The sequence below is a fragment of the Pseudoxanthomonas sp. X-1 genome (genome assembly GCF_020042665.1).
GTDB lineage: Bacteria > Pseudomonadota > Gammaproteobacteria > Xanthomonadales > Xanthomonadaceae > Pseudoxanthomonas_A > Pseudoxanthomonas_A spadix_A.
Map to the genome: position 1 here is coordinate 711,423 of NZ_CP083376.1, position 21,724 is coordinate 733,146.

At 68.2% G+C, this 21,724-nt stretch carries 19 protein-coding genes and 1 CRISPR repeat array; of the genes, 11 read left to right on the forward strand and 8 right to left on the reverse strand.

The window, feature by feature from the left end:
- The first annotated feature begins 3 nt into the window (after positions 1-3).
- Both LAJ50_RS03235 and LAJ50_RS03240 read left to right on the forward strand, forming a co-directional pair.
- The gene (locus tag LAJ50_RS03235; RefSeq protein ID WP_138651656.1) at positions 4-792 is read left to right on the forward strand and encodes an SDR family oxidoreductase; all 789 of its coding nucleotides are present in this window, start codon (positions 4-6) and stop codon (positions 790-792) included.
- A 33-nt stretch (positions 793-825) separates the two neighbouring features.
- On the forward strand, positions 826-1,014 hold the full coding sequence (locus LAJ50_RS03240) for a hypothetical protein (RefSeq protein WP_138651655.1): 189 nt from the start codon (positions 826-828) through the stop codon (positions 1,012-1,014).
- A 331-nt stretch (positions 1,015-1,345) separates the two neighbouring features.
- A CRISPR array of direct repeats spans positions 1,346-3,780; the repeat unit is 32 nt; unit sequence GTTTCAATCCACGCGCCCACGAGGGGCGCGAC.
- Positions 3,781-3,905: 125 nt separating this feature from the next.
- On the opposite strand, the gene cas2 is transcribed toward LAJ50_RS03240, so the two are convergent.
- The 7 genes from cas2 to LAJ50_RS03275 form a co-directional block, all read right to left on the reverse strand.
- Positions 3,906-4,244, reverse strand: coding sequence for a CRISPR-associated endonuclease Cas2 (gene cas2 / locus LAJ50_RS03245; protein WP_138651653.1), 339 nt, complete (start codon positions 4,242-4,244; stop codon positions 3,906-3,908).
- 10 nt (positions 4,245-4,254) lie between these two features.
- Positions 4,255-5,289, reverse strand: a complete 1,035-nt coding sequence (gene cas1c / locus LAJ50_RS03250) for a type I-C CRISPR-associated endonuclease Cas1c (RefSeq protein ID WP_138651652.1) — start codon at positions 5,287-5,289, stop codon at positions 4,255-4,257.
- A gap of 2 nt (positions 5,290-5,291) precedes the next feature.
- The gene (gene cas4 / locus LAJ50_RS03255; RefSeq protein ID WP_138651651.1) at positions 5,292-5,924 is read right to left on the reverse strand and encodes a CRISPR-associated protein Cas4; all 633 of its coding nucleotides are present in this window, start codon (positions 5,922-5,924) and stop codon (positions 5,292-5,294) included.
- Positions 5,925-5,943: 19 nt separating this feature from the next.
- A complete protein-coding gene (gene cas7c, locus LAJ50_RS03260; RefSeq protein ID WP_138651649.1) occupies positions 5,944-6,810 on the reverse strand; it encodes a type I-C CRISPR-associated protein Cas7/Csd2 in 867 nt (288 codons plus the stop codon).
- The gene (gene cas8c, locus LAJ50_RS03265; RefSeq protein ID WP_138651647.1) at positions 6,807-8,648 is read right to left on the reverse strand and encodes a type I-C CRISPR-associated protein Cas8c/Csd1; all 1,842 of its coding nucleotides are present in this window, start codon (positions 8,646-8,648) and stop codon (positions 6,807-6,809) included. The genes cas7c and cas8c overlap by 4 nt, the downstream gene beginning before the upstream one ends.
- A complete protein-coding gene (cas5c, locus tag LAJ50_RS03270) occupies positions 8,645-9,319 on the reverse strand; it encodes a type I-C CRISPR-associated protein Cas5c (protein WP_138651645.1) in 675 nt (224 codons plus the stop codon). Before cas5c ends, cas8c begins: the two co-directional genes overlap by 4 nt.
- 390 nt (positions 9,320-9,709) lie before the next feature.
- A complete protein-coding gene (locus LAJ50_RS03275) occupies positions 9,710-12,001 on the reverse strand; it encodes a CRISPR-associated endonuclease Cas3'' (protein WP_138651643.1) in 2,292 nt (763 codons plus the stop codon).
- A 157-nt stretch (positions 12,002-12,158) separates the two neighbouring features.
- Between LAJ50_RS03275 and LAJ50_RS03280 the strand changes: the two genes are divergently transcribed.
- From LAJ50_RS03280 to LAJ50_RS03320, 9 genes are all read left to right on the forward strand, one after another.
- Positions 12,159-13,259 carry a PLP-dependent cysteine synthase family protein gene (locus LAJ50_RS03280; protein WP_130550515.1) on the forward strand — a complete coding sequence of 367 codons (1,101 nt, stop codon included), beginning with the start codon at positions 12,159-12,161 and terminating at the stop codon, positions 13,257-13,259.
- A gap of 178 nt (positions 13,260-13,437) precedes the next feature.
- Positions 13,438-15,078 carry a malonate decarboxylase subunit alpha gene (gene mdcA, locus LAJ50_RS03285; RefSeq protein ID WP_138651641.1) on the forward strand — a complete coding sequence of 547 codons (1,641 nt, stop codon included), beginning with the start codon at positions 13,438-13,440 and terminating at the stop codon, positions 15,076-15,078.
- Positions 15,079-15,089: 11 nt separating this feature from the next.
- Positions 15,090-15,407 carry a malonate decarboxylase acyl carrier protein gene (gene mdcC, locus LAJ50_RS03290; protein WP_130550517.1) on the forward strand — a complete coding sequence of 106 codons (318 nt, stop codon included), beginning with the start codon at positions 15,090-15,092 and terminating at the stop codon, positions 15,405-15,407.
- Entirely contained in the window at positions 15,404-16,312 is a 909-nt protein-coding gene (locus LAJ50_RS03295; RefSeq protein ID WP_138651639.1) for a biotin-independent malonate decarboxylase subunit beta, read from the forward strand. The genes mdcC and LAJ50_RS03295 overlap by 4 nt, the downstream gene beginning before the upstream one ends.
- The gene (gene mdcE, locus LAJ50_RS03300) at positions 16,303-17,007 is read left to right on the forward strand and encodes a biotin-independent malonate decarboxylase subunit gamma (protein ID WP_138651637.1); all 705 of its coding nucleotides are present in this window, start codon (positions 16,303-16,305) and stop codon (positions 17,005-17,007) included. The genes LAJ50_RS03295 and mdcE overlap by 10 nt, the downstream gene beginning before the upstream one ends.
- Entirely contained in the window at positions 17,000-17,650 is a 651-nt protein-coding gene (mdcG, locus tag LAJ50_RS03305) for a malonate decarboxylase holo-[acyl-carrier-protein] synthase (protein WP_224096451.1), read from the forward strand. The genes mdcE and mdcG overlap by 8 nt, the downstream gene beginning before the upstream one ends.
- A gap of 26 nt (positions 17,651-17,676) precedes the next feature.
- On the forward strand, positions 17,677-18,513 hold the full coding sequence (gene mdcB, locus LAJ50_RS03310; RefSeq protein ID WP_138655354.1) for a triphosphoribosyl-dephospho-CoA synthase MdcB: 837 nt from the start codon (positions 17,677-17,679) through the stop codon (positions 18,511-18,513).
- Positions 18,510-19,436: a malonate decarboxylase subunit epsilon gene (gene mdcH / locus LAJ50_RS03315; RefSeq protein ID WP_138655352.1), complete on the forward strand. Its 927-nt coding sequence runs from the start codon at positions 18,510-18,512 to the stop codon at positions 19,434-19,436. The genes mdcB and mdcH overlap by 4 nt, the downstream gene beginning before the upstream one ends.
- Positions 19,437-19,504: 68 nt before the next feature.
- On the forward strand, positions 19,505-20,854 hold the full coding sequence (locus LAJ50_RS03320; RefSeq protein WP_138655350.1) for an SLC13 family permease: 1,350 nt from the start codon (positions 19,505-19,507) through the stop codon (positions 20,852-20,854).
- Positions 20,855-20,924: 70 nt separating this feature from the next.
- On the opposite strand, the gene LAJ50_RS03325 is transcribed toward LAJ50_RS03320, so the two are convergent.
- Positions 20,925-21,644 carry a GntR family transcriptional regulator gene (locus LAJ50_RS03325; RefSeq protein WP_130550524.1) on the reverse strand — a complete coding sequence of 240 codons (720 nt, stop codon included), beginning with the start codon at positions 21,642-21,644 and terminating at the stop codon, positions 20,925-20,927.
- Between the last annotated feature and the right edge of the window lie 80 nt (positions 21,645-21,724).

The window sequence follows — 21,724 nt, forward strand, 5'->3', positions numbered from 1 at the left end:
CCCATGTCATCCCGTGCTCCAACCACATTGATCACCGGCGCCTCCGCCGGCATCGGTGCCACCTACGCCGATCGCCTGGCCGCGCGCGGCTACCGCCTGATCCTGGTCGCACGCGACCAGGCCCGGATGCAGGCGCTCGTCGCCTCGCTGCGGCAGGCCGGCGCCACCGACGTCGAGATCCTGCCCGCCGACCTGACGCGGCCCGACGATCTCGCGGCCGTCGAGCGCCGGCTGCAGCAGGGCGATGTCTCGCTGCTGGTCAACAACGCGGGCATGTCGCTCAAGGGCGGCCTGCTGGAGAACGGGCCGGAGGACATCGCCAGGATCATCGCCTTGAACGTCACCGCGCCCACGCGCCTGGCGGCCGCCGCCGCCAAGGCCTTCGTCGCGCAGGGACAGGGCGGCATCATCAACTTGTCCTCGGTCCTGGCGCTGGCACCGGAGATGTTCGAAGGCATCTATAGCGGTACCAAGGCCTACCTGCTCAACCTCAGCCAGGCCATGGCCGCGCAACTGGGCCCACAGGGCGTCCATGTCCAGGCCGTCCTGCCCGGCGCCACGCGAACCGAGTTGTGGGGCAAGGCCGGACGCGACATGGACGAGTTCCCGCCGGGGTTCCTGATGGAGGTGGGGGACATGGTCGATGCAGCCCTTGTCGGCTTCGATCGCAAGGAGACCGTGACCATCCCGCCGCTGCCGGACGCCGACCAGTTCGAGGCGATGCAGGCCGCGCGCCGCGCCATGGCACCCAACCTGTCGCGCAGCGAGGTCGCCGCGCGCTACCGCCGTTGACGGCGATCCGGAGCCTGCCCGCGTGAAGGAGCGATGTTCGAGTTCGTCACCGTCAAGGACGGCGCCCGGATCTTCTACAAGGACTGGGGCGCGGGTATGCCGGCGCGCCGCACGGCTGACGTCCATGCACGCCGCAGCGTTCAACGCCGACCTGCTGGCCTCGGCCAAGCGCTGACCAGACCCGGTTGGCCGGAGGCTGTCCTTCAAGTCGACCGGCACTGATTGCGCTCACCCGACGTGTGCCCTGCGGTCAGCGTTCGTGACAGGGGATGTTCCCTCCCATCCACTGTCGCGTCGCATCGGCCGCAGGGCACACGTCACCTCTCATCCTGTGCGGGAGTACCGCCCTACTGATCGACTGGTCGCAACACGTCTCCGCAGGTCACTTTTCGCATGAGAAGGCTGAAGCGCGCGGGCGCCCGCCTGCGCGGCACCTGCCACTGCTAGCCTGCGCCCCCCCCGCCCGTTCTCCTTCTCATGTCGCAGCCGCGCTGGCGTCTGACCCTCAAAAACAAGGCCGCTGGCAACGATGCGGTGCGCGCCACGTATGCGGTGTTTCAATCTACACGCCGCGAGGGACGCGACGGTTTGGTGCTGTTCGTACAGTGCGGTGATTGTGATGTTTTAATCCACGCGCCCCCGAGGGACGCGGCTCTCCGGTGCGCAACTACCTGATCCTCGCTCAGGAGTTCCAATCCACGCGCCCGCGAGGGGCGCGACGCGCGCGCCATCTATAACTACCGGAGCCAGTACGAATGTTTCAATCCACGCGCCCGCGAGGGGCGCGACGACGCCTGATCTACGCGGCCTGGCGGTGCTCATAGTTTCAATCCACGCGCCCGCGAGGGGCGCGACGTCCAAGGCCCAGCAGCGCGGCGAGATCGCGGTTCTGTTTCAATCCACGCGCCCGCGAGGGGCGCGACGACGATGAGCAGGAGCCGCATCGGCATCAACATGTTTCAATCCACGCGCCCGCGAGGGGCGCGACAAGTCCAGCAACGGCGCGTGGGGTGGCACCGCGCTGTTTCAATCCACGCGCCCGCGAGGGGCGCGACGACACCGCGTGGCTCCTCGTTCTCACCGCCTTGGTTTCAATCCACGCGCCCACGAGGGGCGCGACAAGCAGCATCCCGGCGATGGCGGCTGGCTGAACGAGTTTCAATCCACGCGCCCACGAGGGGCGCGACCTCGGTGTGCTCCTCTCGCTCCCCTGCTCTGTTCTTGTTTCAATCCACGCGCCCAGGAGGGGCGCGACGATGCCACCGCTGATCTCCTCGACCGTGAAGATGTCGTTTCAATCCACGCGCCCACGAGGGGCGCGACGGGCCTTGGCTCGACCTTGTACAAGCTGACCTGGTTTCAATCCACGCGCCCACGAGGGGCGCGACAGGTCCAGGATTGAACCCACGCCCTTGGTGTCCAAGTTTCAATCCACGCGCCCACGAGGAGCGCGACCTTCGGCGATCGCCATGCCCTTCAGGACATCGGTGTTTCAATCCACGCGCCCACGAGGGGCGCGGCCACCAGACAACCACGTTCAGCAGGTCCCGGCAATGTTTCAATCCACGCGCCCACGAGGGGCGCGACACCACGATCAAGCCTGGTGGCGCGCGGCTGGTGGAGTTTCAATCCACGCGTCCACGAGGGGCGCGACGCTTACCGCTACTTCCGATTGGGAGAGGGGCCGACGGGTTTCAATCCACGCGCCCACGAGGGGCGCGACCGTTCCAGTTCGCCAAGGCGATCGCACGCCACGAGTTTCAATCCACGCGCCCACGAGGGGCGCGACGCGCATCAGCGCCCACACCTCGCCGAGCTTGAAGTTTCAATCCACGCGCCCACGAGGGGCGCGACCTAAGGAGGAATACGACTGCGAGGTTGAAGTATGTGTTTCAATCCACGCGCCCACGAGGGGCGCGACTGCGGGCGGCGTCACGCCGTGGGTGCGGGCAAAGAGTTTCAATCCACGCGCCCACGAGGGGCGCGACTGGACGCGGCCGGTCAGCACGGTGCCCGCGGGGATGTTTCAATCCACGCGCCCACGAGGGGCGCGACGCCTCCGCCAGGATGGCGGCAATTTCCTCACGCAAGTTTCAATCCACGCGCCCACGAGGGGCGCGACTCGAGGTGACCAATGCGTCCAACGGTTCGGCACAGTTTCAATCCACGCGCCCACGAGGGGCGCGACTCTACCAACGAAGCTCAGGAGAGAGCCATGCAAGAGTTTCAATCCACGCGCCCACGAGGGGCGCGACGGCCACCCTACCGCCTGGGGGCCATGGGGCCTCAGTTTCAATCCACGCGCCCACGAGGGGCGCGACGGCAGCGTGTGGCTGGTCTTCAGCAGTACTTGTTGTTTCAATCCACGTGCCCACGAGGGGCGCGACACCACGTACTGCGGCGTGCCCTCTTCGAACGTCGGGTTTCAATCCACGCGCCCACGAGGGGCGCGACGGTCTGCGCGATGGCTGCAAGGTCGAAGCCTTCGCCGTTTCAATCCACGCGCCCACGAGGGGCGCGACCTGGTCACCCAGCAGGCCGACCCGATGGCCGTGCTGTTTCAATCCACGCGCCCACGAGGGGCGCGACATCTACAACGCGCTGAAGCGCCACCAGGCGTCCAAGTTTCAATCCACGCGCCCACGAGGGGCGCGACCGCATCGGCCTGACGGTGCTGTTCGTCTACCCGTGGTTTCAATCCACGCGCCCACGAGGGGCGCGACCGCATCGGCCTGACGGTGCTGTTCGTCTACCCGTGGTTTCAATCCACGCGCCCACGAGGGGCGCGACGACGCTCGACCTCATTGCGCAGCACGCCGCGAGCGTTTCAATCCGCGCGCCCACGAGGGGCGCGACGGTCTTGGTGGTGGGTCACCGCGTAGGCGTAGACGTTTCAATCCACGCGCCCACGAGGGGCGCGACCCTCGTTGTCGAACACGTCCGCCAGGCTCGCGCAGTTTCAATCCACGCGCCCACGAGGGGCGCGACCGCGCCAGCGTAAGCGATTACCTGCTATTGCGAAATTCCGCACTTCTCGCGAACGTGCGCGGTGTGCTGAGCGCGGGCAGTTAAGATATGGTGTTCCAAAGAAATTGTCTTTCAGGAACAATGAATTACGCGGCCGCGAACCTGCCGGCATATGCCAGGACGCTTGTGGTTCGCGTTAGAATCAGCGGGCCTTTGAGGTCAAGCACTGGCTTGGCACCCACATGCTCGACGCGGGCTTCCCACTTGGCGCCCAGCTGGTAGAAGCGCAGGCTGTCCACATCCTGATCGATCAGGTCGCACAGGCGCTGACGTAACTGCACCCACTGCGCGGGCTCGACTTCGATCTCGAAAACGGAGTACTGCACGCGCTGGCCGAGATCGCGGCAGGCTTTGGCGACCCTGCGGAGGCGCTTCTCGCCGCCTGGGGAGCTGGTGCTGACATCGTAGCTGACCAAGACCATCATCCGGACGCTCTCATTTCCAAAGAAAGGCGGGGTAGCCGTCCAGATCGCCACGCAGGTGTCGCGCCAGCAATTGCGCCTGGACGAAGGGCAGCAGCCCGATGTCCACCTTCTCGCCGAGGAACACGTGCTGGAGTTGCTCGCGTTTGCGTTCCTGGTAGGCGACAAGTACCGCCCTGCGGGCGTCGTCCTTCAGCATGACGGCGCCATTGTCGAAGACCTGGAAGTCGCGTGCGTTCAGCTGCCGGCGGTTGATCAGCGACAGCGCGAGGCGCTCGCCGAGCAAGGGACGGAACTCCTCCGCCAGATCCAGGGCCAGGCTGGGGCGTCCCGGACGGTCGCGGTGCAGAAAGCCCACCGCGGGATCCAGGCCGACGGTCTCCAAGGCCGAGCGGCAGTCGTGCGTTAGTAAGGTGTAGAGGAACGAGAGCGGGGCGTTGAAGGTGTCGCGCGGCGGGCGCCGGTTGCGTCCGCCGAAGCGCAGCAGCGGCTGGTCGGCGCGTACCAGTTGCCCGAACACACCGAAGTAGGCCTGCGCCGCCTCGCCCTCCAAACCTCGCAGCACGTCCACGTCGGCTTCGATCAGGATGCGCTGCGGAATGCGCTTCAGCCGCTTCAGCGCGTGCTGGAACGCCGCCACGTCGCTCAATCGGTCGCCATGGTCGCGCCAGCCGCGAGCCAGGACCGCGCGTTGGTTGTGAATCTTGCCGGCCAGCAGGTGGCGGACGATTGCGGCGCAGCCGCCGGGGTCATCGCTGCGCCTGTACTGCGCGCGCCGTAGCAGGACGTTGCCGGACACCGGCCCCTCGACGCGGGCCAGGAATCGGCCTTGCGGAGTCAGGTAGCAGATGCTGATTCCCTGTTCCGCGCAGAAGCCCAGTAGCTGTGGAGACACGGCGACGCGGCCGATGCAGACCAGACTCTCGAGCATATGCACCGGCAGCCGGGCGCGCTCCCGGCGCTCGACCTCCATGACGACATTGGCGCCGTCCTTGCGCAGCCAGGCGCCGTCGGTGGTGGCGTACAGCGTGTTGAGCTGGCGGCGCATGCTCAATCCTCCTCGGTGTCGAGCTGGTGGCGCAGCCAGCCTTCGACGGCGCCACGACCGAGCAGACGCGGCTGGCACACGTCGATCAGGGAGCAGGCGTCACAGCGCTTGTCCTCGTAGCGTGCGGATGGTGTGGTGCCTTGTTGCAACATCGCGCGCGTGTCGGCGATGGTGCGCAGGGTAAGCGCGCGCAGCGCCGCATCGAAGGCGACTTCCTTGCGACGGCGGGTTTGCCCGTAGAACAGCGCGCCGGTAGCAACGCCGCGCCCAAGCATGTATTCCAGGCACAACGCTTGTGCGCACAACTGGACCTCATCGGCACGGTGTGCCTTGGGACGCCCGCGCTTGTACTCCACCGGGAAGGCCACCTCGCCCTCGCCGTCGTGGTGGAACTCCACCGCGTCGGCCTTACCGGTAATGCCCAACTCCAGCGCCAGCAACGGCATCGCGGTGACGGTGCGTACGCCGCGCCGGCGCTCCGCCTGCGGCGCGTCGGCGCGTTGATGCAGCAGGCGCCCTTCGGCGGTCTGCCGGTTTTCCGCCCACTGCTGCTCCACATGGATCAGCGCGCACTGGCGCGGGCAGTACAGATAGTGTTGCAGGGCGGAGAGCGGGATCAGGTCGGCGTCGTCCATGTCCCGCTCCCCGCATCCCTCAAAACAGTTCTTCGACGCTGACCCCAGCCGGCAGGTCGCGATCGATCTCGACCCGATAGTCGGCGAAGCTACGTGCCGGCCCGGCGTCCACCTCGGCGACGCGCTCGACCGTGACTTTGTCGAACAACACGTGTGCCGGCGCATTGCCCATCGGATTCTCGTGCTTGAACACGATCAGCTTGCGCGCCGACATCTCGCCGCGGGCGGCGGAGCGGTCGTGCTCGAACAGGTTGGTCAGCGCGCGCCACAGCAATTGCAGGTCGTCCTCGGAGAAACCGGTACGTTCGGCCAGCTTGGCGGAGACGAAGCCGTGTGCGCGATACAGGCCGTAGGGCAGGATGTGTTTGCGGCCCATGGTGCGCTCTTTCTCCAGGTCCTTCTCGTTGGTGACGGCCACGCGGGTGATCGACACTTCCAGCGGCAGTACCGGTTCCACCGAAGTGGCGAAGGCCAGTTGTACGGGGCCGCGGACCTGGCCGGAGTTGACCTCGGTGGTCATCACCGCGCCGAAGGTGCGCACGTCGAAGAAGTTCGTACACATCCACGACGTTAACTTGCGTGCCGTGGCTTCGTCCTTGGGTAGCTTCTTGGCCTCGTGTTCGATCCCCAGCGCGGCATAGGACTGCTTGTGCTGGTTGTTCAACACCGACTTTTCCTGCATGTAGATCGCGTAGCCGGGCTGACCCTCCTTCTCCAGCGCGACGTAGTTGCGGATCTTGCGCTTGAGCGCCACGTCGGTGACCAGACCGCGATTGGTTTCCGGATCCAGGCGCGGCAGGTTGCCGGCGTCGGGATCGCCGTTGGGATTGCCGTTGGTGACGTCGAACAGGTAGACGAACTCGTAGCGGTTGGCGATGGCGCTCATGCGGTCTCTCCTTCGGAAGCGGGGTCGGTGGCGTCCTGGCCGTCATTGCTGGCGAAGCGCGCCTGATTCTGGTGGTAGTAGCCGATCGCGAAGCGGCCTTGTTCCTGGATTGGCAGGCTGCGCGGGAAGTTGGGAGCTAGGGCATCGACGATCTGGCCGATCTCCTTCTCCAGGTTGACTGCTAGTCCCGCCTTTTCCTTGCGCAGCTTCCCGAAATGGTTCTGCGCGCTGCGCAGCAGCACCGGGAAGATGCTGGCCGGTGTCGCGGATGCGGCACCGTAGTAACGATCGCGGATGGTGGCGTTGATGCGGTCGCCGAGCGCGGCGCGTTGCAGGTTTTCCAGCGACGCGAACAGGCGCCCCAGTAGGTAGCCTGGATCGGTATTGCCTGTGTCGAGACTCATGGGTGGTTCCTTGTGGTCGGTGGACAGTCCTTGTTGCCTGCGCAAGCGCGCGTCGCGTGCCAGGACAGCCCGGCACAGCGCGATGCGTAATGGGGTGAGTTGTCCGTCGGCGCGGAAGCGCATGACGATGCTGCCGAGCAGGCTTTGGGGGTAGCGCGTCCCGGCAAGGATCGCCCGGATCAGTTCGCCAACCAGTATCGGCGAGACATCCTCGGACTTGGGCTTGCTGTGCTCGTTGTAGATGGGGGCGGTCTGCAGCGCTAGGTAGGCGGGCGTGGGCGGGCGTTTCCACGCCGGCGGCTCCAATGTGAGGTCGTTGTAGTGCTCGGCCAGGCGCTTGGCGAATCCGGCCAGCGTTTGCGTCTCCCAGAAGCGGATGGACAGGCGCGAGGCATTAGGCGCCAGTCCTAGCACGAAGATGCGCGCGTCGTCGTCCAGCGAGTCATCCAAATCGCGCAACGGCCGCGCATGGCGGACCTGCTTGATGACCAGTTCCAGCCGCCGGGTGGCTTGACCGTCGGCGATTGCGGGGTCGTCGGCGTCGCGGCTGCGCATGAAATCAGCAAAAATGTCTTCGGCATTCTGCGCCCGCGCTACGGTACTGGCCTGCGCCCAGAACACCACGGTGGTGTCGCCGATCTGCACGCGCTGGCGGTTGTGTGAGTCGCGGCGCAGTAGATGGTTGAGGGCGGTGGTGTAGGCGAATGCCGCTTGTTCGGAAACGGGAGCGTTCTCGCCTTGCTGCTTGCCGTAGGAGGTAAAGGCATCGAGGTTGAAGGAGACGATGGAGGCGCCGGAACTCTGCGCGCCGTTCACGCCCTTGATCGCCGGATGCAACCGCGCCAGCGGTGCCATCGTGCCGCTGACCAGACACAGGCCGCGGACGCCATCGACACCTAGGCCCTGTTGCCGGTCCCAGGCCGCGCGTGCAGCGGGACGCTCGTGCAGAGGTCCCTGGTCGCTCTCCAGCCTGAAGGCCAGATTGGTATCCAGCAGTGCTTCGCCATGCGGGGCGAACGCAGGATGAGCGGCGTATTGCTCAGGCGACCATGCCGCAAGGAACGCCAGCAGCGCCAGCAGCCCGGGATCGTCGCTGCCGACCAGGGCCTGCTGGTGCAACGTCTTGAACGCGGCATGTTCCTGCTCGCTGCGCTTGCTGCTGGCGCTGACGCCCAGGGCGTAGCTGGTCTTGTCCCAAAGGAAGTTGGACTTGATGCCAGCGGTGCGCTTTTCCGGCTGTGGGACGCGCATGGCCTTGGCGAGACGCTTCTTACCCTCGACGCGATGCTCGTCGTGGACGGAAACGACGCTGCCGTCGGCGGCCAGCACCACGGTGTAGCCGATGTTCTGCTGGCTGTAGCCGGGCGCAGCGATGCCGGATTCAGGGTCGTCCAGTAATCGCTGGTAGTAGTCGGCGAGGGCGGACAGGATCATGCGCGCACCCCGCGGTCCTGCGGCGGTGGCACCGCGACTAGCCCATCGACCATCCGCGCGCGAAAGAAGCGCGGGGTCATGCCGTCGGCGAAGTCGATGTCGTGCAGCATCCAGCCCAGGTCGCGTTCGCCGGACAAGGCCGGGTCGCTGGCTGGTGGCGTGTCGTCGTCGCCGAGCAAGGCGAAGCTGGCGGGAAACTCGCGGGTGCCAAGGCATGGCGCCTGGAAGCACTGCCCGCGCCGTGCGCGGCGGTTGAAGATGTCCAAGTGCTTGCCGACGTTGTCGTCGGGGCCTGCCTTGTCGCTCATCTCGAAGTGCGCGGCGATAATGTAACCGACGTCGCGCAGCACGGTGGCGGCTCGCTGTTGCCGATCCTCCTCAACGTAACTGACCAGTTCGTCGGTACGCCCGGCCTTGATCGCCTTGCCGACACTGGCGGCAGACAGCTTGCTGCCAACCTCGTTGCGGCGGATCGACTCGAACCGGATCGGTTTGAGCACCTGGACGCTGTCCACCACCCAGCGGATCGCCGGCTTCCAGTGGATCGCTTCGAGAATCCCGCGCGCGGCCGATGGCGTGATGATGTCGTAAGACACCCGCTCCACCTTCATTTCCGGACGCGTGAACAGCGCCCGCTCGCCCCAAACATGAAGTCTGACTCCGTAACTCATCCTTGTTCTCCCGCCCGTCGGGGCGTGTCTTCACGGAAGACCCCTCTCCTTCGGAGAGGGGCATGTGTTACTTCAGTCGCACCACACAAGTTTCAATCCACGTTCTCTCAGAACATCTGTCTTACGAGTCCTCCAATCCATGGGCTGCTGACCGCCAAGGCAAAGAGAACGACAAGCACCCGGGCCACGCAGACGGCTTTTCCCGACTTTTGATGTCTAGTCTCAGGCTGATGCTTGAGTAGTTGGAGTCCTTCTCTTCCTTCTCTTGCTGAGACATAACCTAGCCACCTGACGGGCGTTGGTTGGCTGTAATTTATTGAATGTTCTTATGAGTTGTAACTGGAAAATTTTTGAGAGAACGGCCGTTCTGGATCTGGCGGCTTCTGCTCCTCACCACACATTGCATTGAGCCTCCAGGAACTGCGGTTCTTGCCAATGCAGCCCGAACCGCGCGTCGTAGAGCCTCGAATTGCGCAAAGAGACGAACTGCTCGCCATAGCGCTCCGGTGCCACAGGGGCAATCGCGGATGCTTGCCACAGCGACTTGTAGGTCTGCTCGGGTACCTGCACTAGCCACGGTTGCAGGCGGCGGGCGGCACCGGCTACGCCGATCCGATCGGCGTGTTCCAGTTGGCGCAGCACTTCGTTCACTTCTGCCAATTCGCGCTCCGCGACATTTCGGTCGGTCGCATAGGGCGCATACGGCACGATCAGCGGGCGCATGCTCGTCTGGATCATCCGGAACTTCTGAGCCAGGGTGTCGAATGGCAGGTCGTCCAGATCGGCGGTGCGCAGTTGCGTCAGGATCGCTTCGTCGTCCAGCCGGTTGTCGCCCAAGCGCCGGTACAGCCCCCGGAAGTAGGCGTGGATGGCCTCCATCGCCAGCAGGTCGTCGCCGTGCGTGCGCTCGACCTCGCGGAAGACTTCAGTGAAGACTTTCAGTTCTTGTGGCGGCTGCCAGTTCACGGGGGCGAACACCTGCACCTCGCTGGCATCTATCTGGCGCCGGCCCTCGCGATTGCAACGCCCTGCCGCTTGTGCCACCGAATCCAGACCGGCTTCCGCTCGCAGGACGGTCGGGAAGTCCACGTCCACGCCGGCTTCGATCAAGCTGGTTGCAACCAGTCGGCATGGCCTGCCCGCTTTTAGGTCTTCGCGTATCTGCGTCAACGCCGCGCTGCGATGCCGTGCATGCATCAAGGTGGTCAGGTGGCGCGCGCCGGGCTGGTCGGCGATGGCGTCGAACAGAGCGCGTGCGTGGCGGCGATTATTGACGATGCACAGCACTTGCGCGCGCTGCCGCAATTCCTCGGCCAGCACGTCGTCTTCCAGTGCGCCGACATGGCGCACCCGGACGCGACGCAGCTGTGCATACAGCGCATCCGGCTCCGTCATCAGTTCCTCGACGTGTTCGAGGCCTCCCGGGAAGCCCTGGTCCTGGCGCAGCGCAGGCTGGGTGGCTGTACACAGCACCGGACTGACCCGGTAGTTGCGCGCCAGTTCGTCCAGTAGCGCGACGCAGGGGCGCAGCAGCGTCTGCGGCAGGGTCTGCGCCTCGTCCAGGATCACCACGCTGCCTGCGATGTTGTGCAGCTTGCGGCAGCGCGACGGGCGGTCGGCGAACAGGCTCTCGAAGAACTGTACCGAGGTGGTGACGACGATTGGCGCATCCCAGCTTTCCATCGCCAGCTTGCGCTTGTCGATCGACTGCGGCGCCTTGGCCGGATCGTCGAAGAACGCGCTGTGGTGTTCCAGCACGACGTCGTCGCGGTCCTGAATGCGGAGAGCGTGGCGGAACACTGCGGCGGTCTGATCGACGATGCTGGTGAACGGGATCACGTAGATCACCCTGCGCAAGCCATGCGCGATGGCATGGTCCAGCGCGAACGCCAGCGAGGCCAGGGTCTTGCCACCGCCGGTAGGCACGGTGAGCGAGAACAGGCCGGTACGCGCGTGCGCCTTGGCCCGCGCTTGGCGCAGGATGGTCGCGCGGATCGGATTGATGCCGCCCTCGGTGGGAAAGGTGGCCAGGTGCCGATCAAGTCGTTCGCGCAGTTCTTCCAGCGTCGGCCGTGTGCCGACCTCTTCCGCGCGCGTCTTGCGCGCTTCCACACGCCGGTAGAAATCGTCGGTATCGACGAAATCGGCATCGACCAGGCAGGAGAACAGCATGCGCGCCAGGACCATCATCTGGAAGGCCCGGCGCTCGGTGCGCGGGTGGCCGCTGAATCCCGGTGGCAGTTGCAGCTTGGCGGGCAGCACGATTTCCCGTTCCCAGGCCGGCAGCAAGGGCGGCAGCTCGCGCGCGCGGTAGTCTTCCGACAGCCGCTCCCGCAACGAGGAGCGAGACGTCAGGTCATCGCGGCGTCCGTCGGCCAGCCCCGCGTGGTGCCCGGCGATGCCATAAGCGAGCAGCGTTCCGCCACTGCCATACAGTTCGCAGGCTTTCCGCGCACCCCAGGTCGCATGGTCCACCCTGGCCGGGTCGCCACCCAAGCGCGCCTGGAACTTCTCGGTGTACTTGCCCAGGTCATGCAACTGTCCGGCCACGCGTGCCATCACGTGGCCGCCGAATGCCTCGGCGTAACCCGCCGCCAACTCGCCGACATCGTTCAGGTGCTCGGCCAAGCGCTGCCAGTTGCTCTGGTCTCGACGTTCGGTTGAATGCGCAAAGAAGTCCATTTCCCCATCTCCCTAAGCCGTGCCATACCAGCCAGCTGCAGGTCGTCCCGAGAAAGAGTAGCTCTTCTGGATCGCACCGAGTGAGACTCGCAACGGGCGCGGCGGAGGTAGGTGAGGGCGATACAATGGCGCGTCCCTCCCGTCGATGTTTCATCCCATGTCGCAGCGTGACTGGGTGGCCGCCGCCATCCACAAGATCGAGGCCGACTTCAACCGCTCGGCCGACACCCACCTGATCCCGCTCGAGCTGCCCGGCTATCCGGGCATCGACCTGTACCTGAAGGACGAGTCCAGCCATCCCACCGGCAGCCTCAAGCACCGGCTGGCGCGCTCGCTGTTCCTGTACGCGCTGGCCAACGGCTGGCTGCGCGAGGGCGCGCCGGTGATCGAGGCGTCCAGCGGTTCGACCGCGGTGTCCGAGGCCTACTTCGCGCGCCTGCTGGGCCTGCCCTTCATCGCGGTGATGCCGGCCAGCACCTCGCCGGAGAAGATCGCCGCGATCACCTTCTACGGCGGGCAGTGCCATCTGGTCGAGCAGGCCGGGGCGATCAACGCCGAGTCCGAGCGCCTGGCGCGCGAGCACGGCGGCCACTTCATGGACCAGTTCACCTACGCCGAGCGCGCGACCGACTGGCGGGCGAACAACAACATCGCCGAGTCGATCTTCAAGCAGATGGCGGCCGAGCCGCATCCGATCCCGGAATGGATCGTGTGCAGCCCCGGCACCGGCGGCACCGGCGCCACGCTGGGCCGCTACGTGCGCTACCGGCGCCACGCCACGCGCATCCTGTGTGTCGATCCGGAGCATTCGGTGTTCTTCGACTACTACCGCGACGCGCTGGACGGCGCCTGCGATCCGGCGCGCCTGCACCACTGCGGTTCGCGCATCGAAGGGATCGGCCGGCCGCGGGTGGAGCCGAGCTTCGTGCCGGCCTGCATCGACGCGATGGTCAAGGTGCCCGATGCCCTGAGCCTGGCGGCGATGCGCTGGGCCAGCGCGACCCTGGGCAGGCGCGTGGGTGGCTCCACCGGTACCAACCTGGTCGGCGTGCTGCATGCCGCCCACGCGATGTGCCGGGCCGGGCGCCGCGGCTCCATCGTCACCATCCTGTGCGATGCCGGCGATCGCTACGCGCACAGCTATTACGACCCGGCTTGGTACACGCGCTGCGGCATCGACACCGCCGACAGCGACGCGGCCATCGCCGCGGCCGTGGCCGGCGGCGCCTTGCCCGCACTGGCCACAGCCGCAGGCTGAGCGGGCGGATCGACGCCACCAGGGGCGCGCGGCGAGCCGGTCCGGCCCCAGGCAATCAATTGAAATAAAAGGACTTTCAGCGGCGCCTGCCGAAACTTCGGCCAGCTGCTGCGGCGCCGCATGCGGGTCGGGCGCAGAATGATTACTCTGTAATTACAGAGTAATTCCTGGTGACGCGATGGCGGATTGGAACACCTTGAGCACCGACCGGAACCTGCGCCTGCAGGCCGCGGCCAAGCTGGCCAAGGGCCGCCTGGTGCGCAGCCAGGACGTGGTGCCCCTGCTGGAGGCCGTGCTGCGGCCCGGCGACCGGGTCTGCCTGGAAGGCAACAACCAGAAGCAGGCCGACTTCCTGGCCGAGTGCCTGACCCGGGTCGATCCGGCGCGGGTGCACGACCTGCACATGGTGCAGTCGGTGCTGTCGCTGCCCTCGCACCTGGACGTGTTCGAGAAGGGCATCGCCAGGAAGCTGGACTTCTCCTTCTCCGGCCCGCAGTCGGTGCGCCTGGCGCGGCTGCTGGGCGAGGGGCGGTTGGAACTCGGCGCGATCCACACCTACCTGGAGCTGTTCGGTCGCTACTTCATCGACCTGACCCCGCGCGTGGCGCTGATCGCCGCGCATGCGGCCGATCGCCACGGCAACCTCTACACCGGCCCGAACACCGAGGACACCCCGGCGATCGTGGAGGCCACCGCCTTCGGTGGCGGCATCGTCATCGCCCAGGTCAACCAGATCCTCGACACGCTGCCGCGCGTGGACATCCCGGCCGACTGGGTGAACTTCGTCACCCATGCGCCCCGGCCGAACTACATCGAGCCGCTGTTCACCCGCGACCCGGCCCAGATCAGCGAGGTGCAGGTGCTGATGGCGATGATGGCCATCAAGGGCATCTACGCCGAGTACGGCGTCAATCGCCTCAACCACGGCATCGGCTTCGACACCGCGGCGATCGAACTGCTGCTGCCGACCTACGCCGAGTCGCTGGGGCTGAAGGGCAAGATCTGCCAGCACTGGGCGCTCAATCCGCATCCGGCGCTGATCCCGGCGATCGAGTCGGGCTTCGTCAGGTCGGTGCATTCCTTCGGCTCGGAACTGGGCATGGAGGACTACATCGCCGCGCGCCCGGACGTGTTCTTCGTCGGGGCGGACGGCGCGATGCGCTCCAATCGCGCGTTCTCGCAGACCGCCGGGCTGTATGCCTGCGACATGTTCATCGGCTCGACCCTGCAGATCGACCTGGCCGGCAACAGCTCGACCGCCACGCGCGACCGCATCGCCGGGTTCGGCGGCGCGCCCAACATGGGCTCGGATGCGCGCGGCCGGCGCCACGCCAGCCCGGCCTGGCTCAAGGCCGGGCGCGAGGCGGCCAGGCCCGGCGAGATGCCGCGCGGGCGCAAGCTGGTGGTGCAGATGGTGGAGACCTTCCGCGAGCACATGGCGCCGGCATTCGTCGACAGGCTCGACGCCTGGGAGCTGGCCGAGCGCGCGGGACTGGATCTGCCGCCGGTGATGATCTACGGCGACGACGTCAGCCATGTGCTGACCGAGGAAGGCATCGCCAACCTGCTGCTGTGCCGCACGCCGGAGGAGCGCGAGCAGGCGATCCGCGGCGTGGCCGGCTACACCGCGGTCGGCCTGGGCCGCGACAAGCGCATGGTCGAGAACCTGCGCGATCGCGGCGTCATCAAACGTCCCGAGGACCTGGGCATCCGCTCGCGCGATGCCACGCGCGACCTGCTGGCCGCGCGCACGGTCAAGGACCTGGTGCGCTGGTCCGGCGGGCTGTACGACCCGCCCAAGCGCTTCCGCAACTGGTAAAGGGGCACGCCATGGAAACCCTGCGCTACCGCTACGACGGACGCATCGCGCCCACCGGCACACTCGACCACGTGCTGGTCGGCGTGGTCGCCTCGGGCAACCTGGAAGTCATGATCGAGCCGGCCGCGCTGGAGGGCGCGATGGAGATCGAGATCGTCACCGCCGCGCGCGGCTTCGGCCAGATCTGGCAGGCCGTGCTGGACGACTTCGCCGCGCGGCATCCGCTCAAGGATGTGCGTATCTGGATCAACGATGTCGGCGCGACGCCGGCGGTGGTCAGCCTGCGCCTGGACCAGGCGGTGGAAACGCTGCAGGAGCCGGCCGCATGAGCACCGCGCGCAGCTTCTACGAGGCCGATGCGCGCGAGCGCATCGCCGGCCTGCTGGATCCGGGCACGTTCGTCGAGTTCCTCGGCCCGCGCCGGCGCATCACCAGCCCCCACCTGGCGCAGCTGGACCAGCCGGGCGAGTTCGACGACGGCATCGTCGTCGGCGAGGGCATGCTGCAGGGACGCCGGGTGCTGATCGCCGCGCAGCAGGGCCAGTTCATGGGCGGCGGCGTCGGCGAGGTACACGGCGCCAAGCTGGTCGGGCTGCTGGAGCGCGCGCAGCGGGTCGGGCCCGCGGCGGTGCTGCTGCTGCTCGATACCGGCGGCGTGCGCCTGCACGAGGCCAACGCCGGCCTGATCGCGATCTCGGAGATCATGCGCGCCACGCTGGCCACCCGCGCGGCCGGCGTGCCGGTGCTGGCGCTGATCGGCAGCGGCAACGGCGCCTTCGGCGGCATGGGCATCGTCGCGCGCTGCTGCAGCGCCGTGCTGATGTCGGAGGAGGGGCGCCTGTCGCTGTCCGGTCCGGAGGTGATCGAGACGGTGCGCGGCGTCGAGGAATTCGATGCGCGCGACCGCGCCCTGGTGTGGCGGGTCACCGGCGGCAAGCATCGCGTGCTGCTGGGCGAGGCGGCGCAGCTGGTCGCCGACCGCATCGACGCGTTCGCGCAGGCCACGCTCGAGGTGCTGGATCGGCTGCGCCCGGCCGACGATGACGCGCAGCTGCTGCAGGCCCTGGAGGGCGAGCACGCGCGTCTGGCGCAGCGCATCGAGGCGTTCGGCGATTGCCGCGACGGGCTGCAGGTCTGGGAGGCGCTGGGCATCGCGCAGCCGCAGGCCTTGCCGCTGCTGGACACCGCCGCCTTCCTGGAGGCCACGCGCGGCCGGAGGATGCCATGGTACTGAGCGAACTGCTGGACCGGCTGTTCCCGCTGGGACACCGCATCGATCAGCGCGACGACGTGCTGACCGGCACGGCGAGCACCGCGCTCGGCGAGGTCACCGTCATCGGCACCGCCAACAGGCTGGAGGTCGGCGTCGACCATGCGTTGGCCCTGGCCGCCACCGTCATCGCCAGCACCAAGGCGCACCCGCAGCGGCCGATCGTGATGCTGGTCGACACCGCCGGCCAACGGCTCTCGCGCCGCGATGAGCTGCTGGGCATCAACGGCTACTTCGCCCACCTGGCCAAAGCGTTGGACCTGGCGCGCCGCCGCGGCGCGGCGCTGGTGTCGCTGGTCTATGGCGAGTCGGTGAGCGGGGGCTTTCTGTCCTTCGGCCTGATGGCCGATGCGGTCTACGCCCTGCCCGAGGCGCAGGTGCGGGTGATGGACCTGCGCGCGATGGCGCGCGTGACCAAACAGCCGCTGGAAAAGCTGCAGGCGCTCTCGCAAAGCTCGCCGGTGTTCGCGCCGGGCGTGGAGAACTACGTGGCGATGGGCGCGGTGTGCGCGATTTGGCGTGGCGACCTGGCCCAGGCCCTGGTAGATGCGCTGCGGGCACCGCGCGAGGGCGACACCCGGCGCGCACTGGGCGCGCAACGGGGCGGGCGCACGCTGGCGGCGGACGTGTCGGCGATGGTGGCCGCCGGCGATGCCTGAGCCCCTGCGCCGCCACACGCTGGTCTGGCTGCCGCCGCAGGCCGCGCACGCGGTCGCGCCGGCACAGGCCGCGCGCGTGTGCGCCTGGTTCGAACAAGGCCATCCGGCCATCGTCGCGCGGCGCCCGGCGGCGGCGCCGGCCGATCCGCTGCACCTGGGCGTGCCGCTGCCGCCGGCCGAAGGCAAGCAGCGGCTGGCGGTGCGCGCCGCGGCTGCGGAAATTCTCCGTGTCGCGCCCCCGCCCACGCTGGAGCAGGGCATCGCCAGCGCGCCGGCGGCATGGCGACCGGCCCTGGCGGCGCTGGCGCATCAGGCGCACGCCCTCGACCTGGTGCCGCGCGCCTTCGGCGCGTTCTGCTGGCAGGCGCTGACCGGCTTGGCCTACGTGCACGAGGCGTCGGATCTGGACCTGCTGTGGGAGATCGAGACCGCCGCGCAGGCCGACGCCATCGTCGGCATGCTGGGCGTGTGGGAACGGCGCCATCGCCGTCGCGCCGATGGCGAGCTGCGCCTGCCCGACGGACGTGCGGTGAGCTGGCGCGAGTACGCCAGTGGCGCGACGCGGGTGCTGGTTAAGACCGAGGACGACGCGCGCCTGGTCGCGCGCGCGACCCTGTTCGAGGCGCAGCAGGTGGCCGCTTGAGCGCGCACGAGCCTCAGCCTGCGTGCGTGCCACGGCCGCAGGACCGCGCCGAAGCGGCGCGCCTGGGCCGGCTCGCCATCGCCAGCCTGCACGCCGAACTGGCGCTGGCCCCAAAGCCGGGCCTGGTGACCCCGCGCGATGCCGGCAGCCATGCCGACATGGATGCGCGCACCTTCTGGCGCAGCCTGGCCGCGCTGCGCGGTTACTTCGAGGCGGTCGCGCGGGCCGGAGGGGCGCAGGCGCCGTTCGATACGCTGCGCCGCCTGGGCCTGCAGGCCGAGGACGCGATGCTGCGCGCCACCGACGGCATCAACACCCATCGCGGCGCGATCTTCAGCCTGGGCCTGCTGACCGCCGCCGCGGCGCGGCTGCGGCGCATCGAACGCGGACCCGTTGCCGCCGAGGCGGTCTGCCACGCGGTCAGCGACTGGCGTGCCGCACTGGAGACCGCACCGCTCGATCCGGACAGTCCCGGCCAGCGCATGCGGCGCGCCCACCGGGTCGAGGGAGTGCGCGAGCAGGCCGCGCAGGGCTTCCCGCTGCTGCGCCTGGCCGCGCTGCCGGCGCTGCGTGCCGCGCAGCAGGCCGGGCACGCGCCCACGGCCACGCACGCGCACGTGCTGATGACGCTGATGGCGCAGGTCGACGACCTGAACCTGCTGCACCGCGGTGGTGCCGAAGGGCTGCGCTTCGCGCAGCGGCAGGCGCGCGCCTTCCTCGCCCGCGGCGGCGTCTGGCAACCCGACTGGCAGGCGCAGCTGGAGACGCTGGGCGAGGCCTTCGTCGCGCGCCGCCTGAGCCCCGGCGGCAGCGCCGACCTGCTCGCCTGCACCGTGTTCCTCGACCGGCAGGCGCGCGCATGAGCCTGGCGCTGCTGTGTCCGGGGCAGGGCGGCCAGCATCCGGCGATGTTCGCGCGGGTGCGGGGCGATGCGGCCGCCGAACCCATCCTCCGCTACGCGGCCGACGTATTGCAGGAAGCGCCCGAGGCGCTGGCCGCGAGCGAAGCGCGCTTCGACAACGCCATCGCCCAGCCGCTGGCGTGCGCGGCCACGCTGGCGACCTGGGCGGCGCTGCGTGTGCGCCTGCCCTCGCCGGGGCTGGTGCTCGGCTACAGCGTGGGCGAGCTGGCCGCCCATGGCGTGGCCGGCAGCATGACGCCGCAGGTCTGCCTGACCCTGTCGCGGGCGCGGGCGGCCTGCATGGACGCGGCCAGTCCTGCCGACGGCGGACTGCTGGCGGTGATCGGCCTGTCGCGCCGGAGCATCGAGCGCCTGTGCGAGGCGTGTGAGGTCGCGGTGGCGATCGTCAACGATGAGGACCACTTTGTGCTGGGCGGTCGTGCGGCCGGCCTGCAGGCCGCCCAGCGCGAGGCCGAAGCCCTTGGCGCGCGCACGCTGCGCCTGCCGGTGCACGTGCCCGCGCACACGCCGTGGCTGGCGCAGGCGGCCGACGCGTTCGCCAGGACGCTGCAGGACGCCGCCGTGCGCGCGCCCGATCTGGCTGTGCTGGCCGGCATCGATGGTCACCGCATCGCCTCGCGCGAGGACGTCGTCCGCAGCCTGTCGCGCCAGCTCGCCCAGCCCGTGGAGTGGCACAGCGTGATGACGCAGGCGATCGAGCGCGGCGCGCGCGTGCTGCTGGAGATCGGTCCGGGCAGCGCGCTGGCGCGGATGGCGCGCCAGACGCATCCGGACTGCGAGGCGCGCGCGGTGGAGGAGTTCCAGACGCTGGAGGGCGTCGTGGACTGGGTCGTCAGCGCCCTGGAGCGCCAGGCGATGCACTGAAGCAGGACCCCGGGGTGGCGGGCCGCCACTCGACGCAGTCGCGATATCACGTGTCTCAGGGAGGGCGCATGAGTCCGCAAATCATCACGATCATCGGCTTGGTGATCATGTTCGTCGTGGCCACGGCGCTGCCCATCAACATGGGGGCGGTGGCCTTCGCGCTGGCCTTCATCATCGGTGGAGTCTGGCTGGACATGGATGCCAAGGGGGTGCTGGGCGGTTTCCCCGGCGACCTGTTCCTGACCCTGGTCGGCATCACCTATCTGTTCGCCATCGCGCAGAAGAACGGCACCATCGATCTGCTGATCCATTGGGCGGTCAAGGCGGTGCGCGGCAAGCTGGTGGCGATCCCGTGGGTGATGTTCCTGGTCACCGCGCTGCTGACCGCCTTCGGCGCGCTGGGCCCGGCGGCGGTGGCGATCATCGGCCCGGTCGCGCTGCGCTTCGCCAAGCAGTACCGGATCAATCCGCTGTTGATGGGCCTGCTGGTCATCCACGGCGCGCAGGCCGGCGGTTTCTCGCCGATCAGCGTCTATGGCGGCATCACCAACAAGGTGGTGGAGAAGGCCGGCCTGCCGGTCAGCGAGATGTCGGTGTTCCTGACCAGCCTGGGCTTCAACCTGGCCATGGCGATCATCTGCTTCTTCGCGTTCGGCGGCCTGGCCTTGCTCAAGCGTCACGAGCCTTCCCAGGCCGAGTCCGAAGCCGTGCCGCTCAACGAGGCCTCGCCGCGCAGCTTCGCCATCGAGGGCCATGGTGCGCTGGTGACCCCGGGCGGTGGCACCCTGTCGACCAATCCGGCCGCGCTGGAGGCGGTGTCGATCAAGCGCGACCATCTGTTCACGCTGGTCGGGCTGATCGGCCTGGGCGTGGCCTCGCTGATCTACAACCTTAACGTCGGCCTGGTGTCGATGACCGTGGCGGTGCTGCTGGCGCTGCTGTCGCCCAGCGCGCAGAAGGGTGCGGTGGAAAGCATCAGCTGGTCCACGGTGCTGCTGATCGCCGGCGTGGTCACCTACATCGAGGTGCTGCAGAAGGCGGGCGCGGTCGACTTCATCGGCAACGGCGTGTCGCACATCGGCATTCCGCTGCTGGGCGCGCTGCTGGTCTGCTATGTCGGTGGCATCGTGTCGGCGTTCGCCTCCTCGGCGGCGGTGCTGGGCGCGACCATTCCGCTGGCCGTGCCGTTCCTGCTGCAGGGGCACCTGACGCCGGCCGGTGTGATCTGCGCGCTGGCCGTGTCCTCGACCATCGTCGACGTCAGCCCGTTCTCGACCAACGGCGCGCTGGTGGTGGCCTCGGCCGCGCCGGACGAACGCGACAGGCTGTTCCGCCGCTTCCTGGTCTACAGCGGCCTGGTGGTCGCGCTGGGGCCGCTGGCCGCGTGGCTGGTGTTCGTGGTGCCGGGCTGGCTTTGACCGGCGCCGTTCGCCGGACGCACCGAACAGCCGCCGTGGCGCGCCTGTTCGGCCCTGGGCACGCGGTGGATCAGCGCGCGCCGGTCCGCGGCAGCGGTGCCGGCACGTTGAGCTTGCCGCCCGAGGCGACGTACCTGGCCAAGGCCTCGCCTTGGCTGAGCAGATGGCGGTGCATGGTGCGTTCGGCCTCGGCGGCATCGCCGTTGCGGAAGCAGGCCATCAGTTCGCGGTGTTCGCTCAGCGACATCGCCATGCGCCCCGGCGTGAGCAGCTGGCGGCCGCGATGCATCTTGAGGATGCGGTGCAGGTCGTGGGTGACGCGGATCAGCCACGGGTTGCCGGCGTGGTCCTGCACGGCTTCGTGGATGAGGTAGTTGTTGCGGTAGAACTCGGCCATGTCGCCGCGCTCGGCGGCCGCCTCCATCGCCGCGTGCAGCGATTCCAGCCGCGCCAGGCCGTCGGCGTCGATCTTGCGCACCGCCTCGTAGGCGCAGCGGCCCTCCAGCATCGCCATGATCGGGAACAGCTCGTTGAGGTCTTCCAGCGTCAGCCGGGTCACGCGCGCGCCGCGGCCGGGCTCGATCTGCACCAGCCCCTCGGCGGCCAGCAGCTTGAGGCTCTCGCGCAGCGGGGTGCGGCTGATGCCCAGTTCCTGGGCCAGGGCGGGCTCGTCGATCCAGTCGCCCGGCGGCAGGACGTAGTCGTAGATCTTCTGCCGCAGCGTATCGGCCACTTCCTCGTACATGGGCACGCGCCGTCGGGAGCTGGACTTGTCGGGCGTCAGGGTCATGGACGGGCGCGGCGCTTGGCACGGTGTGTCAGGCCTGCATCTTAATCCCAGCGCAGCGGCGACCGCGCAGGCGCCGGAGG